Source organism: Nitrosomonas sp. Nm33, from assembly GCF_900107265.1.
Classification (GTDB): domain Bacteria; phylum Pseudomonadota; class Gammaproteobacteria; order Burkholderiales; family Nitrosomonadaceae; genus Nitrosomonas.
This window is the reverse complement of the sequence record NZ_FNPJ01000032.1, coordinates 16191-32622: the sequence shown is the minus strand read 5'-3', so window position 1 is coordinate 32622 and position 16432 is coordinate 16191. Positions and strand designations below refer to the sequence as shown.

General features: G+C 42.0%; 12 protein-coding genes, 1 tRNA gene and 3 pseudogenes. 5 read left to right on the top strand and 11 right to left on the bottom strand.

What is annotated here, in order from left to right; genetic code table 11:
* The 4 genes and pseudogenes from BLV54_RS08320 to BLV54_RS08305 form a co-directional block, all read right to left on the bottom strand.
* The coding region (locus tag BLV54_RS08320; RefSeq protein ID WP_090567858.1) for an IS630 transposase-related protein at window positions 1-251 on the bottom strand (251 nt) is incomplete at its 3' end.
* Between the two features lie 312 nt (window positions 252-563).
* Window positions 564-824, bottom strand: a pseudogene (locus tag BLV54_RS08315) (transposase); the annotation flags it as partial.
* Window positions 825-930: 106 nt separating this feature from the next.
* Window positions 931-2004 carry an IS5 family transposase gene (locus tag BLV54_RS08310; protein WP_090570481.1) on the bottom strand — a complete coding sequence of 358 codons (1074 nt, stop codon included), beginning with the start codon at window positions 2002-2004 and terminating at the stop codon, window positions 931-933.
* A 34-nt stretch (window positions 2005-2038) separates the two neighbouring features.
* Window positions 2039-2296 (bottom strand): hypothetical protein, encoded by a 258-nt coding sequence (locus BLV54_RS08305; protein WP_090570477.1) that lies wholly within the window; start codon window positions 2294-2296, stop codon window positions 2039-2041.
* 1080 nt (window positions 2297-3376) lie between these two features.
* On the opposite strand from BLV54_RS08305, the gene BLV54_RS08300 reads away from it, so the two are divergent.
* Complete coding sequence (locus BLV54_RS08300; RefSeq protein ID WP_090570474.1) at window positions 3377-4000, top strand: DUF3465 domain-containing protein; 624 nt, start codon at window positions 3377-3379, stop codon at window positions 3998-4000.
* An 83-nt stretch (window positions 4001-4083) separates the two neighbouring features.
* Here BLV54_RS08300 and BLV54_RS08295 read toward each other — a convergent pair.
* The 5 genes and pseudogenes from BLV54_RS08295 to cpsB all read right to left on the bottom strand — a co-directional run.
* Window positions 4084-4159 (bottom strand) — tRNA-Lys (locus BLV54_RS08295).
* A 324-nt stretch (window positions 4160-4483) separates the two neighbouring features.
* Window positions 4484-4927: a dihydroneopterin triphosphate diphosphatase gene (nudB, locus tag BLV54_RS08290; protein WP_090570471.1), complete on the bottom strand. Its 444-nt coding sequence runs from the start codon at window positions 4925-4927 to the stop codon at window positions 4484-4486.
* Between the two features lie 8 nt (window positions 4928-4935).
* Window positions 4936-6726, bottom strand: a complete 1791-nt coding sequence (gene aspS / locus BLV54_RS08285; protein ID WP_090570469.1) for an aspartate--tRNA ligase — start codon at window positions 6724-6726, stop codon at window positions 4936-4938.
* Window positions 6727-6868: 142 nt separating this feature from the next.
* Window positions 6869-7144, bottom strand: coding sequence for an FmdB family zinc ribbon protein (locus BLV54_RS08280; RefSeq protein ID WP_090570467.1), 276 nt, complete (start codon window positions 7142-7144; stop codon window positions 6869-6871).
* 192 nt (window positions 7145-7336) lie between these two features.
* Window positions 7337-7578 (bottom strand): annotated as a pseudogene (gene cpsB / locus BLV54_RS08275) (mannose-1-phosphate guanylyltransferase/mannose-6-phosphate isomerase); the annotation flags it as partial.
* A gap of 272 nt (window positions 7579-7850) precedes the next feature.
* Here cpsB and BLV54_RS08270 point away from each other — a divergent pair.
* From BLV54_RS08270 to BLV54_RS08255, 4 genes and pseudogenes are all read left to right on the top strand, one after another.
* Complete coding sequence (locus tag BLV54_RS08270) at window positions 7851-8045, top strand: (2Fe-2S)-binding protein (RefSeq protein WP_090570464.1); 195 nt, start codon at window positions 7851-7853, stop codon at window positions 8043-8045.
* 42 nt (window positions 8046-8087) lie between these two features.
* Window positions 8088-8440, top strand: a pseudogene (locus BLV54_RS08265) (bacterioferritin).
* Window positions 8441-8567: 127 nt separating this feature from the next.
* Entirely contained in the window at window positions 8568-11039 is a 2472-nt protein-coding gene (locus BLV54_RS08260) for a TonB-dependent siderophore receptor (protein WP_090570461.1), read from the top strand.
* A 212-nt stretch (window positions 11040-11251) separates the two neighbouring features.
* Window positions 11252-13456 carry a hypothetical protein gene (locus BLV54_RS08255; RefSeq protein ID WP_256329288.1) on the top strand — a complete coding sequence of 735 codons (2205 nt, stop codon included), beginning with the start codon at window positions 11252-11254 and terminating at the stop codon, window positions 13454-13456.
* 364 nt (window positions 13457-13820) lie between these two features.
* Here the strand turns inward: BLV54_RS08255 and recN are convergent, their stop codons facing one another.
* Both recN and BLV54_RS08240 read right to left on the bottom strand, forming a co-directional pair.
* On the bottom strand, window positions 13821-15500 hold the full coding sequence (gene recN / locus BLV54_RS08245; protein WP_090570453.1) for a DNA repair protein RecN: 1680 nt from the start codon (window positions 15498-15500) through the stop codon (window positions 13821-13823).
* A gap of 12 nt (window positions 15501-15512) precedes the next feature.
* Window positions 15513-16397: an NAD kinase gene (locus BLV54_RS08240; RefSeq protein WP_090570450.1), complete on the bottom strand. Its 885-nt coding sequence runs from the start codon at window positions 16395-16397 to the stop codon at window positions 15513-15515.
* Between the last annotated feature and the right edge of the window lie 35 nt (window positions 16398-16432).

The following is a 16432-nucleotide window of genomic DNA, read 5'->3' as shown; positions in this document are numbered from 1 at the left end:
TTCTGCGCCACGCCCAAACGTTTTGCTCGCTCGTACTGACAGGCATCGGGATAATCGAGAATATCCTGCCGCAATACATCAAGATCAATCTTGCGTTTGCGAAACCCTTGAGGTTTGCGATCAACATGCTTGATCCAGCGAACAACGCTTGCTATACCCACATCAAACCGCGCTGCCACCTCGGCTATCGTAAGTCCTTCTTTCTCTCGAACAGATAACACTTTACGGCGAAAATCCAATGAATATGCCATCCTTGCATTATAATCAAAATTATCTGGTTATGCTATATAAGCACTCCCAAAGAGTTTATCGAGCAAGAAGTATCTGCAAATCCTTTAGAAAATCATCGATCACATTGGATAGAAGAAGATCTTAAACTTTGCGGCTTTAATTCTTTTTTGCCTAACCCATTAAGTTTGATTGCAATTGCAACAGTTTAGTAGTTGCTCTAAAACAATCAGATTATTATCATGGTTCTAGACTATCAGGATTAATCTGCCAGTCTAGAAAGGTGATCTTAAATCCTTATTACTTAATTAGTCGTCCCTGAAAAACCCTTTTTCTCAACTACTAAGTTGTAGGTTAGGCATATTGCCAATCAATAGCCGATTAATATTGATTCCCAAACGAGCACACAAAAGCGCCAGTTGGCGCAGAATCTTGCGCAAGTTATAGCCAGCACCGCACAGTAAGGCATTCATAGCATCGCCTGCTGTGCCTTTCAAAAAGTTTCTCCCCAGACGCCCATCGTTTTTCATATGTCCGATCACGGGCTCCACCGCACTGCGCCGCTTGAGCTTCTTTTTAAGACCTCTGCACAACCCTTAAAATTTTATTGTAGTGGTGTAAAGAAATTTTCAAATGACAGTTTTACCTTCTTTTTTTGGCAGAAAAGTGAAGTTTTGCTCTTTTTTTAGGGAATTCCTTCCCTTATGCCCTATTTAGAGGGACTGCTCCCTTTAATGACTCGTCTACAAAAATTTTGTTGGCAGCTTTTTTCAGATTCATGCAAATACTTTTCATCAAGACTTGAGCATTGACTTTTACCGTTCCGAAATAGCTGGCGCGCTCCATTCCGAATAGGCGTTTGGCTGTCCCAAAGCACTGTTCGACGATATAACGTTTTTTGCTGATCAATTTATTGGCTAGCTTTTGCCGTGCCGAGAGTGGTTTGTTTTTGTACGCCCGGTGCATGATCGCACTCTTGATTTTACGCTTTTTCAGATATTGCCGATTGGCATGGCTGGCTGAGCCTTTATCTGCATATACCCGATTTGCCTTGATGTGCGCGCCATCGATGGCTGCTTTGAAATGCATTATTTCGCTTTGGTTGGCAGGGGCAGTGTGTACTCCACGCACATAACCGTCTTGCGTATCGACCACCAGGTAACTCCGGTAGCCAAAATACGATTTCTTACCTTTTTTCAGCCAGGCCGCATCCAGGTCCGCACTCTGCTTTTCGGTACAGGAAATACCCGGCTGACTACCATCCTCAAACTGAACGGTCTTGCCTTCAGCATCCACTTCAAGCGTGATAGTCTTGTTTGGACGCGCCGCTGACTCAATCAGTGTGGCATCAATCACCGCGCCTATCGCTCCCTTGACCATCAAACCATGTGATTGAATCTGTTCATTGATATCGGCCAGAAGACCATCCAGCTTGTTGTTGACCACCAGCCGGTTACGGAATCGGCACAGGGTCGTTTCGTCCGGTATCACATCCGACAAGGACAAACCACAAAAATGGAGAAAATCAATTCGCACGCACAGCGCTTGTTCCAATGCAGCATCCGACAAATTATGCCATTGACCAAGCAGGATCGCCTTGAACATCATCAGCGCGTCAAATGGTTCCTGCCCTCCACCATTCGATAGTTCGCGCTTGTATAAACCCCTAAGACCAGGACGTAACTTCTCCCAATCAATCAGTACATCAATCTTCATCAGTACACTGTCTTGCCTCAGACGTTGCGCCAATTCTATTGATCCGAAACTCATCTGCATGTTCTGCTCCAACCGTCTTTTACTTATCGCCATTTTAGTTATTTATTTGACTAGCGGGTAAGTTGTGCAGGAGTCTTTTTTTGATCGCCACCGTGACGCCGCGCCTGGCTCCTGCTATCCATACTTTGACCGTATCCGTCACCGCGTGTCCTCTATAACCCCGATCCACATAAACTTCCTTTGGCGCAATACCCGTTAGTTTGTGAACTTGTTCCAAGGATGCTGTAATCTGCTCCAGTCTCATGCGAAAAAGATCATCACAGGGGGTGGGTTCTTGCTTCTTTGGCTTCATCAATTCACCAGAAATTAGGGGTCAATAGTATTAATTCCGGCAAATTCCATACCTTTTGAGTATCCCTCAATGCCAATATTTATGCTAGTTTCTATAGTATTTCAGGGGCGACTATTTTAATATTCTTTGTAGTGCACATCGTGCGGTACCTAATATTTGAAGTAACTGGTCGCCAGAGCACATAGTGCGGAAGGAGCCAACCAGTGCAGCTGGTTTCGGATGATAGGATACAGACCACGATTGATTCCAAATTAACAGCGCTTAGTTATAAACCGTGGTCTGTCCCCCCATTCTACTCCAGCACTCTGTCTTAATTTACCGCTTCTTGAGCTGGTAATTCGTAACTTCTAGCAATGAAGCATTTCACGAACTTTTTCAAAATCAACCTACTTGCCGGATAAATCTAATCACGGCCAGCCAACTCATTCCTAGCCATCACGTTGAGGTCGATTGGACCATTGGCAGCAGCGATGATTAACTTGAGCGAAAGCATTTGAATGGAGAGTAATTCGTCTTGGGTAAGTGCCGTTTGTTCTGTGTTTATTTTGACCTCATTGTTAAGATGAACACATTGACGATCTACCCGTTAAAAGAGTCAACCATTAGTACCAAATAAAGTGCAAAACAGTACCAAATTGCGCGAGAATTTACACAGAAATGAAAAAGGCACTTAGCCACGTTCTGGCTAAGTGTCTTATTTTATTGGTAGGTCGTACGAAACTTGAACTCGCGATCGACTGAGAATTCATTATAACAAACTGTTTTTGTTAATATTTATACCGACCACACTCGCCAATACACGTCAATATTCGTCAGATTTGTCACGTTTTCTCCTTTGGGATTAATTGAGAAATACGCAACCGACTTGCAACGACCCGCCTTAACAGCCTGGCATAATCAGCCTGTTATCTAATACCACGCACAAGAGTGAAGCTTTTATGTTTATTGAAATAATACAGCATCATAAAAACCTGCCGTAACAAGCTTACTGAGCTTATTGTTTTACATACATGCTTCTTCGAAAAAACATGTATCTTTTATTTTTGGTGAATTAACCATATTGGGAATTAAAGCATAGCTATGAGATATATTACTTTACTACTGCTGGTATTAATTCCAGCAATATCTTCTGCTGAGAACTTTTTAATCAATAGCAATAAGTTGTTTAATTTTGCTGAGGCTTCTTATCCTGAGTATTTTAGTCCTGCCGGAGTAACAACCACTACTCTTGATGGGTATTTAGTCCGTTATTATCCCAACACCGGCAACTATATCGGCACCAAAGGTGAAGAAGTCTATGTCTATGGAAATGTTTTTAATGGATTGTTAAGAGCGGGAGTAATTTCTGATTATGTTGAATTAGAAACTGATAGCGATGAACTATTAGCTCAACTTTTCGCAAATGGCAAAAGCAATTTACAGGTTTATGGAACAGGTATTGTCATTTCCATTTTATCGGATGATCTTGATGGTAGTCGTCATCAGAGATTTATCATCGAGTTGAAATCAAAGCAGACTCTACTGATCACCCACAATATAGATTTAGCACCAAGAATTTTTGCGTTATCTCAAAACGACAAAATTGAATTTTTTGGTGAATATGAATGGAATAATAAAGGTGGTGTTATTCATTGGACACATCATGATCCTGAAGGAATTCATGTAAACGGCTGGGTTTTACATAATAATGTTATCTATCAGTGATTCTATACCGAAAAAATCTCTTATCTTATATACAGAAATGAAAAAGGCACTAAGTCATTTTCTGACTAAGTGCCTTATTTTATTGGTAGGTCGTGGCGGATTCGAACCGCCGACCAACGGATTAAAAGTCCGCTGCTCTACCGGCTGAGCTAACGACCCAAAGCTCGCTATTATATCAATTCATTCGGCATTATAAAATACTTTATTACCTGCAAAAACAAAATAAAATGAAACAAAAAACAGATTCTTGAGCAGGTGTCGACTTTAACTTTATATAATCATGGAGATATTTCTCTTCTCCATGCTAGTTAAGGGTCTATCCTGAAATATAAGAGTAACTTATTAAATCCAGTATCTCATAATCTCGGCACTAAACCCCACTTTTTCGCTATGTAGCGTTGCTCCCCTTGCCCTATATCCAATATGCGGATCATTCTGTCAAACCATTCACTAGATTTTATACTAAAAATTACTGGTATGGCATTATTGTCGGCCCGATCCCAACATACGGATAGCTTGTGCGTTACTCCAGGAAAATACTTTCTTAGCTGCTTCCTGCCAAGGTAACCAGATTGCTTTTAAGTGTTCGCGTGTAGCAATATTAATCGGTACGATTTTGGGTAATTTTAGCCCAAAAACATGCTCGGCATTGTGAGTTATACCTGGCTCATATCGCCAGCGCCATTCCTGGAAAATTTCATACTGATTTTGTATATGCCAGTCTGTTAGCTCATAGCATGCTGCATCGAGACCAGTTTCTTCCTTGACTTCCCTGATAGCAGTTTGAAGCAATGTTTCATCCTGATCCTGGCTACCTGTAACAGATTGCCAATACCCAGGATGATCTGCACGCTCCAGCAACAATACCTGCAAATTGGCCGTGTGAATGACAACTAAAACAGAGACAGGTTTTTTGTAAACAGGCACTGTTGCGATTAGTAGCTCCAGGAAACGACCTCGACAGGATTGCGAAGACGAATATGCAGTTCCCGTAATTGCTTTTCTTCAACCACGTTAGGTGCACGGGTTAGTAGGCATTGTGCACGCTGTGTTTTCGGGAAAGCAATCACATCACGGATCGACTCGGCACCCGTCATCATGGCAACAACACGATCAAGGCCAAATGCAATCCCACCATGCGGTGGTGCGCCATATTGAAGAGCATTGAGCAGAAAGCCAAATTTTTCACGTGCCTCGCCCTCAGAGATATTCAGTGCATTAAATACTTTTGATTGTACATCCTGGCGATGGATCCGCACAGAACCCCCTCCAATTTCAACCCCATTTAATACCATATCATAGGCTTTGGATAAAGCTTTGCCAGGTTCTGTCACGAGCAGATCTTCGTGACCATCTGCAGGGGAGGTAAACGGATGATGGAGTGCTTTCCAGCGATTTTCTTCCTCATCCCACTCGAACATCGGGAAATCGACCACCCATAATGGTTTCCACTCAGAACCAATCAATCCGCGTTCATGACCAATCTTGACTCGCAACGCACCTAATGCATCGTTAACGACCTTGGCCTTGTCTGCACCAAAAAACACAAGATCACCATCTTGTGCACCACTACGTTCCAACACAGCATTTACAACTGTTTCAGGCAAGAATTTCAGGATGGGGGATTGCAATCCTTCCATTCCTTTTTCCAGACTGTTAATTTTGATATAAGCCAAACCCTTTGCCCCATAAATAGCGACAAATTGGGTGTAATCGTCGATTTCCTTGCGAGACAATTCACTACCTTTCGGAATGCGCAAGGCTGCTACGCGCCCATCCGGTTTCTGGGCAGCATCACGAAATACCTGGAAAGGGACATCTTGCATCAGGTCGGTCAGCTCAGTGAATACCAAGGGTATGCGCAAATCCGGTTTGTCGGAGCCATACTTAAACATGGCTTCCTCATGACTCAATCGAGGAAAAGGATCTGGCAAGTCGATACCGATTGCTTCACGGAACAGATTGCGAATCATCCCTTCCATCAATGCCATGATTTCACTTTCATTGAGAAAAGAGGTCTCAATATCAATCTGAGTAAATTCCGGTTGACGATCCGCACGCAAATCCTCGTCACGAAAACAGCGAGTAATCTGGTAATAGCGATCAAACCCAGACACCATCAGAAGCTGTTTGAATAACTGGGGAGATTGGGGAAGTGCAAAGAAATGACCGTCATTGACACGCGAAGGAACTAAATAATCTCGTGCACCCTCTGGTGTTGATTTGGTCAGCATCGGTGTTTCTACATCGATGAATCCTTCTTGATCAAGAAATGAACGTACCGCCATGGTGACTTTATGGCGCAAGCGCAAGTTTTTCTGCATGACTGGGCGGCGCAGATCAAGATATCGATACTCCAGACGGATCGCTTCACTTAAATTTTCCTCATCCATCTGGAATGGTGGTGTCAGCGAGGGATTAAGAATTTCAATCATGTCCACCAGCACTTCCACCTCGCCAGTTTGGAGAGCCAGATTGACCGTCCCTTCTGGACGGTGGCGTACTATTCCAGTTATTTTAAGCACAAATTCATTACGAATTTTTTCCGCAATCTGAAAAGTATTCACATTTACGGGATCACAGACAACTTGAACGATGCCTTCACGATCACGTAAATCAATAAAAATTACCCCACCATGATCACGTCGACGATGGACCCACCCATAAAGCGTAACAGTTTGATTCAGATAGCGAGTATTAATGATGCCGCAATAGTTAGTACGCATATTGTATTGGTTTTATATAAGGAAAATTAGGAGCATCCACAAATTCAACACAGTTGTTAGTGAAAAGGTTTCAATTTAATTGCACGTATGATCAAACTACTAGCCATATCAATCAAGGTAATGATGCGAAAATACTGCCGAATCACTCCGATGCAGCAGTAGATGAGGTTGTACTTTCGCTCTTGGTTTCTGATTTTGATTTTGTTTCTGACTTTGATTTGGTTTCAGACGTTGGTTTATTCTTAAAATCTGTAACATACCAACCACTCCCCTTCAATTGAAAGCCAGCAGCAGAAATCTGCTTAACATAATGACTACTTCCGCATTCAGGACAATTCTCAATGGGTGAATCACTCATTTTTTGCAAATGTTCTTTCTCTAAACCACAAGAGTGGCAAATATATTCATAAATAGGCATCATCATCTCCATTAATCTTACCAATGGAAAAAGCAATATTATACTTTAACCATTGTATTCAATTGTTTTTGAAATAAAGAAAACAGCTTTGCTCAGGATATTCTCAAAACTCTGCGGAAAGGAATATATATGTTGTAACGTTTTTTTTAAAGTCCTGAAAATCTTGAATGGAGTTCAATCTCAGCTCTCGTTTCACCCATAGTTGTCCTCAAAACGGACAATGTCACCTTCTCCCAAATAAGAGCCAGATTTAACTTCGATCATTTCCAGCGGTAGGCGGCCAAGATTCTCCAAACACAGCGGATGCCAAAGGATATATAAGTCGACTCATTCTCACCGACAAGATAACTACCATTCTTACGTATCCCCTTTACCATTCCATGCACAACGATCCAATGCTTTGCACGATGGGAATGCATTTGCAATGATAAGGCGCAACAAAACAAATTTCCACGATTTATTCTAGTCTAAATGTTCATAATAGCGACTGATTATAAATCAGCTAATAATCGGAAAAGATAAGAACTCAGGTGATTTTATCGGTTTGTTTTCAGAACTATCAGCAAAAAAAACACTCCTTGTTCATCACTACTTGCATTCTCCATCAATATGAATATAATTAAGAATTATTCTCATTAACGATATTATTTATTATATATCTGTTAGCGTAGGCAACTTTCAAACCAATCGACAAAAGGCTTGTTTCATGTATATTTGTGTCTGCAAGGGGGTTACTGATCATGCAATTCGTGAAGCTGTTCTTCAAGGCGCTGAACGGATGCGTGATCTTAAAGCTAGTCTGAGTATTGCCGAGCAGTGTGGAATCTGTGCCTGCCACGCAAAAAGGGTGCTCGATCAAGCGTTAGGACGAGAAACTCCGAGCCAATCCCCTGGCACCTAACCCTACTCGTCTTTACGAGTCAACTCGTCCAAGGAAGCAATTATGAAAGGGAATGCAGATATTATTAATTGGTTAAATCGTCAGCTATTACATGAATTAACCGCGATTAATCAGTATTTTCTCCATGCCCGGATGTATAAAGAGTGGGGATCTAACAAACTCAGCGAGCATGAATATAATGAATCTATCGAGGAAATGAAACACGCTGACAAACTTATTGAGCGTATCTTATTCTTGGTGCGATTGCTGCCTGTGAAACAACTCATGATTATGTTTCGCGAGAAATTTTTGAACATATTCTTGAAGATACAGAAGAACATATCGATTGGTTGGAAACACAATTAGATGTTATGCAAAAGGTTGGTATTCAGAACTGGTTACAAAGCCAAATGTAAATTTTTGTCTGTCGCTGGTATTAAACTACCAGTGGCATGACATGATCAAGCCCTTATCGAATATTCCCTCCCTTCTTCTTCTGCAACTCGATCTTTGATTTGATTTTGATTAATCGTATTAGAAACAATGATATATACCCCAAGTTTTAAAACTTTTATTGTTCAACTGGAATGGATAGATATTTTATTCCTAGCACGAACCAGATATAAGAGCATACGATTTAATCGCTTTTTTATATATGCGATCTTATTCTTTTCAATATTTACCATTACTTTCTTACCAGACATTGTTTTTGCCGAATCGCCAGAAATTACAAAATCTGCCACACGATCTTACAATATTCCCGCCGGTTCTCTGGAAAATGCACTCACCCAATTTTCAAATCAATCGGGAGTAAAAGTTTTTTTTGATGATGCTGTTATACAGGGTAAAACAACACAGGGATTAGCGGGTAGTTATGAGATCCACACCGCATTAGATCGATTACTCAGTGGTACTGAATTGCAGCCAGTATCGCATGCCGATGGGTTTACACTCGTTAAATTATCTACCGAGTCTGCTCTCAGTCCAGTTGTCACTACCCTACCTTCGATACAGATAACAGCTGACCCCGAGACAAGTCGCTATCTGGCTACCAGCAGCATCACAGCAACCAAGACTAACACTCTGTTACGTGATGTGCCTCAATCAATTTCCGTCGTTACAGAAGGTGTGATTAAAGATCAATCAATACGAAGTATAAGCGATGCTGTGCGTTATGTACCGGGTGTCGGTATATCGGAAGGTGAGGGAAATCGCGATGCCTTGGTATTTCGGGGCAATCGTTCAACTGGCGATTTTTTTGTCGATGGCATGCGTGATGATGCTCAATATCTTCGTGATCTCTATAACATCGAACGAATTGAAGTATTGAAAGGAGCGAATGGAATGATTTTTGGGCGCGGTGGCTCTGGCGGAGTCCTTAACCGCGTAACAAAGCAGGCAGGCTGGAATCCCATTCGTGAATTCTCTTTCCAGGGAGGCTCTTTTGATCTAAAAAGATTAACCGCCGACATCAACCAGCCAATTCATGATCAAGTTGCTTTACGAGTGAATGGTGTATTTGAAAATGCAGGAAGTTTTCGAGACGGAGTAGAATCGAATCGGCTCGGCATTTCCCCCACAGTAACCATCAAACCTACTAATCGCACTAAAGTCGTTTTAAACATGGAACGATACCATGACGATCGTACCGCTGATCGTGGGATTCCTTCTTTCGGGGATCGTCCGGTAGATGTTAAAAGATCACAATTTTTTGGAGATCCAAACCGAAGCCATTCCAATATTGAAGTACTGTCGTTTAACTCTCTGATTGAACATAAATTCGACTTCGGATTAATCCTGCGCAATCAAACCAATTATGCTCAATTCGATAAGTTTTACGAAAATGTATTTGCTGCCGGCCCCGCTTTTGCAGGACGGGTACCGCTTGGCGCCTATAATAATGCAACTGACCGTCAGAATATTTTTAATCAAACAAATTTGCTGTATTCACTTGAAACAGGACCTATCGCACACACACTCCTAGCCGGCATAGAAATTGGCCAACAGATAACTGATAACAGGCGGGAAACCGGATTTTTTAATAATGATCTTTCTTCTAGAGGAGCCAGCTTCCGCGTTCCTCTCAGTAATCCTATTACGAATGTACCCATTACATTTATTAACACAGAGGGTGACGCGAATAATCACAGCAAAGTTAATATCACATCGTTTTATTTTCAAGATCAAATTGAATTCTTACCTCAGCTACAAGCTGTTGCCGGCGTGCGGTATGATCTTTTTGAAGTAGATTTCCAGCAAAGAAATGCTGAACAAGCTCATCTGACAACCAAGGATGGCTTGTTATCACCACGTATTGGTTTAATTTTCAAGCCGATCGAACCGCTTTCAATTTATACGAGCTTTAGTCAAGCGTTCGTGCCACGAGCAGGAGAGCAATTAACTTCATTGACCGTGACCACTGATGTACTCAAGCCCGAAAAATTTACGAATTTGGAAGTGGGTTTCAAATGGGATATTCGCCCTGACCTATCATTGACTGCCGCAGCGTTTCGAGTAGATCGAACCAATGTCATCACGGTAGATCCCAATGACTCATCCAGATCTTTTTTAACCAAAGGACAACGCACTGAAGGCGTCGAAGTAGGTATAAATGGTCAACTAACTCAAAACTGGAGTGTGATGGGCGGCTATGCTTATCAAACTGGAGAAATTACCAGTTCGCAGGTCGGAGCACCAAAAGGAAACGTGGTTGCCGAGCTCCCACGCAATACTTTTTCAATTTGGAGCCGATACGATTTCATTCCTAAATTCGGTGCAGCAGTAGGCGTAATTTATCGTAGCAGCCTGTTTGCTTCAACTGATAACACAGTCGTCATCCCGGATTTTACACGCGTCGATGCGGCATTATTTGGTCAACTAAGTAAAAAAGTACGTGCGCAACTCAATATAGAAAATTTATTCGATGTAAATTATTTTGCATCAGTTCAAAATAACAATAATATTCTGCCGGGGTCCCCTATTGCAGTTCGTGCATCTCTTATAGCTAATTTTTAATTCGATAACTGTAACAATTCTGTAGCAATTATTATTAATTCTAGGGAGAATACAAACTTAAAGAGATATTTAATAGATCAAATAATAATAATTATCATTTGTACCATTATTAATGTTTTTATTTTTTTTCAAAAAGAGGGGTTTATATGAAGCTTTTTTCAAGATTCATAATCATCTTAAGCAGTTTCTTGATTCTGTATGGAAGTGCTATTGTGCTAGATATTGAGAGCGCAACAGCGCATGCCGCAACAACCTCTAACAAAGAGGCTATTGCAACGGCTGTTTCTGCTTTCAAGACTATTGGTACATTACGAAAAGAAACACCCATTAATGCAGATGCCATTGCAAGTGCTTATGCCGGTGCGTTACAGACTCTTGTGCAGGAAGTTGATACTGCCAACAAATTAAGTCTGAATAGCGATATTTTGGCTGCAATTGATGATATCAAAAAGAACAATCAACAAAATGAACAAAAACTAGCAGGTCAGGTGATCGATAAGACTTTGCAGCGTGTTTTTTATCAAGTAATTTTTAATCGTATTGCTGCAATACGAGATCAATTTGAAACTGCAACGACTGAAGCATTAAATCAAATATTGGATGAAGCAGCGGCATCGTTTCAAGCTATTATTGGAGCTGCTCAAAGAGCCAATCAAATTCTTACTGCTGATAGACAGTCTTTAGTGGAAGGCACCAATTCAGGATTAGACATTGTAATAAATGAATCCTTTGACCGGATTAGGAATACATTAAATAAAAATAATCCAGCCGAAGATTTTGCTAACTTTGGCATTGAGCGCTACGCGACCAGAATGTCATTAACCCGTGCATATTACAATGGGGTTTTACGTGAAGTGGCGGGTGTTCTTAAGAACAGGGATAGTGATCCGGAAACTACAGCCATAGAACAGAAAGAAGGCGAAATTTTCTATCGTATTATTGAATCACTTGTCGCGAGAGATAATCCAGTAGGTAACTTGCTCATAAAAAGCCAGCTGACGGGTAATCCTTCAGAAATTACAGCAGATGAAATAGTGAGTGAATTAAACAAAGGATTTATTGGACGAGTAAAAGCTGAAATGAAAGGCCAAGAAGACAATATTGGCAAAGATCGCGCTCATGCGATGGCAGAAGCTGCAGGAGCGCTTTATTTTGCTAATATCCTTCTGCCGGATCTAGAGCTACGCCTAGGCGCAGATGTACGTAGCAATTTCGAGAATGCTTTAAATAATCTGCTAAGTGCCAGCAGTGAAAACAGTGAGCCTAAATCAGCAGAAGCGCGTCAAGCCATTTCAACGATTCTTGCCAGCTATGAGAACCAACTTAAGCTTACTAAATATAATAAAACAAACGACACAAGCTTAATCGTTGATGGTGCAGTTTCATCCTTTAAAGCTATCAGTGAATTGCGTAACCAGACTCCCATGAGCGCCGATGCAATTGCTGCAGAATATGAAGGAGATTTACAGCAGCTAACGCAATTGGTTGACGATATCTATGGATTATCGATGAATAACGATATATTAACCGCCATAGAATTTATCAGAAGTGGTAATCATACTGCATTAGCTGCCCAAGCCATTGATAAAACTTTACAACGCGTTTTCGCACTGGCTGTCTATAACCGGATAACGTTAGCAGTGGACGCTTTTGATAATCTGTCAACTGACGAGCTGGAACTTGAGTGGGACCGGGCTTATGCTGCCTATCTCGCAATTATTAGTACGGCAGGCAAAGAAAACAAGGTACTTACAGCAGATAAACAGTCCATCGAATCTGGCAGTAACCCTGATCTGGATGATCAAATAACATGGGCATTTACTCGTGGTAAAGAAGCACTGAGTAAAAAAAGCGCAGATGATCAAACAAATCTTGCACTCGCACGTGAAAATATCATCATGCCACTTGCCAGAAGTTTCTTGATTGGTGTTTTGCGCGAAGTAGAAGGAATTATTTCAAACAGAGACAGAGAGATCGATGAAGCAAGGGAAAAACAGATTGAGGGCGAATTCTTTTATCGTATTGCGGAAGGATTCATCTCACCAACCAATCCTGCTGGTAGTAGTCGCATCAAAACCCAATTGACCGGAGATTTAGCAAATGTGGTCGCAAATGAAATCGTAAGCGAAATAAGCAAAGGAACAATTGGTCAAGTTAAAAATAGCTTAAAAGAGGTTGAATTGGCATTTGAGACTGACAGAAATCAAGCTATGCTGGCAGCCGAAAGATTATCCCTTTATGCCAATATATTTCTTCCAGATCTGCAATTGCGTTTAGGCTCGTTAGACCGTGTAAAAATGGAAAATGCGCTGCAGGATTTAAAAGAAGCTAGTAAGCAGAAGGGTATTGATAAAGCAATTGGTGCGAGAGAAACGATACTTTCTGTTATCGCAAATTATGAGAGTCAATTAAATTAAATAATTGGCACCCCACTTAATGTCATATAAAGTGGGTCTTATTTTCTGAAGATACGCAGACCGCGATCTTGATATTTCTAGATCGCGGTCTGTTTTTTTGTTACTTCATTTCTAAATCAAACCTGACTTGGTCAGTTTCTCCTTGCCGTATTGTTTATACTGTCTACGGCTCGCTCTTGCGTCATGCTTGATTTGGAAATGGAATAAGTCGGTTAGCGCTGGCTTTTGATCGTAGAGCGAACCTTTGCTTGACTGGAAAATTTCAGGTGGTTGCCTAAGAATTATGAGATCCCAGGCCATAGTACTGAGAATATGGTGCGAATCGCAATATTAGGATTGACTATGGCTAAATGTGTATGATTTATCAGGATAACTTCTTATTTTCCTGCAGCATTTCCGCAGCATGCTTGCGGGTCGTGGCAGTAATATTCATCCCCCCTAGCATACGCGCTATTTCCTCTACCCGCTCCTGCTCATCCAGTGCGCGGATAGAGCTAAACACTGTTTTGTCAGCAGTTGACTCAGGTGTTTTGAAGACTTGCCAGTGCTGATCTCCCATCGAGGCCACCTGAGCTAAATGGGTAATACAGAGTACCTGACGCGTTTTGCCTAACTGCTTAAGAAGTCTGCCAACAATTTCACCAACCCGCCCTCCAATCCCTGCATCCACTTCATCAAAGACCAGGGTTGGCGCTGTACCTACCTGACTCGTCATCACTTGTAGCGCTAGACTGATACGTGATAATTCACCCCCTGAAGCAACTTTTGCCAGCGGGCGTGGGGGTACCCCCCGATGTGTCGAAACTTGGAATTCAATCTGCTCAAGCCCATGCGCATTGCCTTGATTATAAGGGGTCAGCATGATATTAAAACAACCTCCTGCCATTGCCAGCGTCTGCATCGCTTCAGTTACCTGATGTGCCAACGTTTCAGCCGCTTTGTGCCGTGCTATGGTGAGTGTCTGAGCAAGCTCATCATAGGCTTTCTTTGCCGATGAAGCAGCTTCAGCAAGGCTGTCCCCATCTGCATTAACTCCAAGTTCCTGCAAGCGTTGTGTTGTTCTATACAATAAATCAGGTATCTCCTCTGGAGAAATACGATATTTTCGAGCTAAGGCATGAATGACTGCAATTCTCTCCTCGGTAATATGCAAACTTTGCGGATCAAGATCGAGTCGCTGTTGGTAGTGTTTCAATTCGTATACTGCTTCCTGCAGCTGAACCTGGGCAGTTTCCAATAAATTATAAGGAGACTTAAGATCACTATCATAATCCAGGAAATAACGCAGACGAGTGAGCACAACATGAAGCTGCCCCAATGCAGCGGATTCACTCTCGGATAATATTTCCAAACTGGATTCGGCTGTTTCCAACAAATTTGCCATATGAGACAAGCGATTATGATCAGCCTGTAATGCTTGCCACCCTTCTATTGAAAAATTCAGTGCAGAAAGTTCCTGAAGTTGCCATTCCAGCTGCTCACGCTCCTGTAAAAATAGAGCTGCATTCTGTTCCCATTTAAGACGTTGCTGATGTAATTGCTGCCAATGCTGAAAAGCAGCTGCAACCGCCTTGGCTAACTGACTGTTACCAGCATAGCTATCCAGTAAGTCCCGCTGCATATCACTCCGTAACAAAGATTGATGTGCATGCTGCCCATGAATATCAACTAGCTGATCCCCAATGATACGAAGCTGCTGCAAGGTTACAGAACAGCCATTGATATAGCTGCGTGAACGCCCATGAGTGTCGAAGATACGACGAAGTAAACAACTGCCAGGATCAGCCTGAAGATCATTTTCTTGCAACCAATCCTGGACACTTGGAACATGGCTGATATCAAACTCGGCAATGATTTCTGCGCGTTCACAACCATGCCGAATCTGCCCCACATCACCACGTTCTCCCAATGCAAGCATCAAGGCATCAATCAGGATTGATTTCCCTGCCCCTGTTTCACCGGTCAAAACTGTAAAGCCTGGTCTAAACGTTAGTTCAGTCAAATCAACAATCACAAAATCACGAATCGTCAAATGAATCAACATACCTGCCCATCATCATTGATCTTTTTGGGGAATTTCACTCCAGCCAAACTTCTCTCGCAGCATACGATAGTAACTATGATTGACCGCATGTAACAATTTGACTCTCTCAGAGAAACGCCGCACGATAATCCTGTCATGCTCCCCCAAATCAAACCAGGAATGACTATCCGCGTATATTTTAGTTTCAGTAGTATAAAGTACCTTGATTTCGATCATTGCATCCGGTTCGACCACGATAGGACGATTACTCAAAGTATGGGGGCATACCGGGACTAACTCAATCAAATCAAGGCTGGGATGTAAAATAGGTCCCCCTGAAGAAAGCGCATAAGCCGTTGAACCAGTGGGGGTTGCTACAATCAGGCCATCAGAGCGTAATGAATAGACATATTCACCATTGATGCGTACTTCAAACTCAATCATGCCGCTGCTGATACCTCGATGAACCACCACATCATTAAATGCTAACGCTCTGAATACACTTACCTCATTTCGTAATACTTCTGCAGATAGCAGCATGCGTTCTTCCATAACAAACTGCCCATCCAGCATAGCGCCAAGCGTTTCTATCATGGTATCAACTGTCAAATCGGTCAGAAAACCAAGCCGTCCTTGATTGACCCCAACCAATGGCACATTAAACGGCGCAAGAATCCTCGCAATGTTAAGCATGGTACCGTCTCCCCCCAATACGACGGCGAGATCAGCCTGTGCGCCAATCTCTTCCAATGTCAGCACTGGGTAGTCAATTTTGCCAAGATGTGAGGCAGTCAACTGGTCAAGTACCACTTCAAAATTACGACTAACCAAATACTCTGCCAGACTCAATAACGGCGCCAGAATTTCTGGATTCTTATGCTTACCGATCAATGCAATTTTGTTGAAAAATACGCTCATGGAAACAAATCTATATTTAAGATATCAAATGTTTT

Excerpts from the sequence above, each read along its gene's own strand:
- BLV54_RS08310 (WP_090570481.1), bottom strand. The coding sequence starts at position 2,004 with ATGCAGATGAGTTTCGGATCAATAGAATTGGCGCAACGTCTGAGGCAA.
- BLV54_RS08305 (WP_090570477.1), bottom strand. The coding sequence starts at position 2,296 with ATGAAGCCAAAGAAGCAAGAACCCACCCCCTGTGATGATCTTTTTCGC.
- BLV54_RS08300 (WP_090570474.1), top strand. The coding sequence starts at position 3,377 with ATGAGATATATTACTTTACTACTGCTGGTATTAATTCCAGCAATATCT.
- aspS (WP_090570469.1), bottom strand. The coding sequence starts at position 6,726 with ATGCGTACTAACTATTGCGGCATCATTAATACTCGCTATCTGAATCAA.
- BLV54_RS08280 (WP_090570467.1), bottom strand. The coding sequence starts at position 7,144 with ATGCCTATTTATGAATATATTTGCCACTCTTGTGGTTTAGAGAAAGAA.
- BLV54_RS08270 (WP_090570464.1), top strand. The coding sequence starts at position 7,851 with ATGTATATTTGTGTCTGCAAGGGGGTTACTGATCATGCAATTCGTGAA.
- BLV54_RS08260 (WP_090570461.1), top strand. The coding sequence starts at position 8,568 with ATGATATATACCCCAAGTTTTAAAACTTTTATTGTTCAACTGGAATGG.
- recN (WP_090570453.1), bottom strand. The coding sequence starts at position 15,500 with ATGTTGATTCATTTGACGATTCGTGATTTTGTGATTGTTGATTTGACT.
- BLV54_RS08240 (WP_090570450.1), bottom strand. The coding sequence starts at position 16,397 with ATGAGCGTATTTTTCAACAAAATTGCATTGATCGGTAAGCATAAGAAT.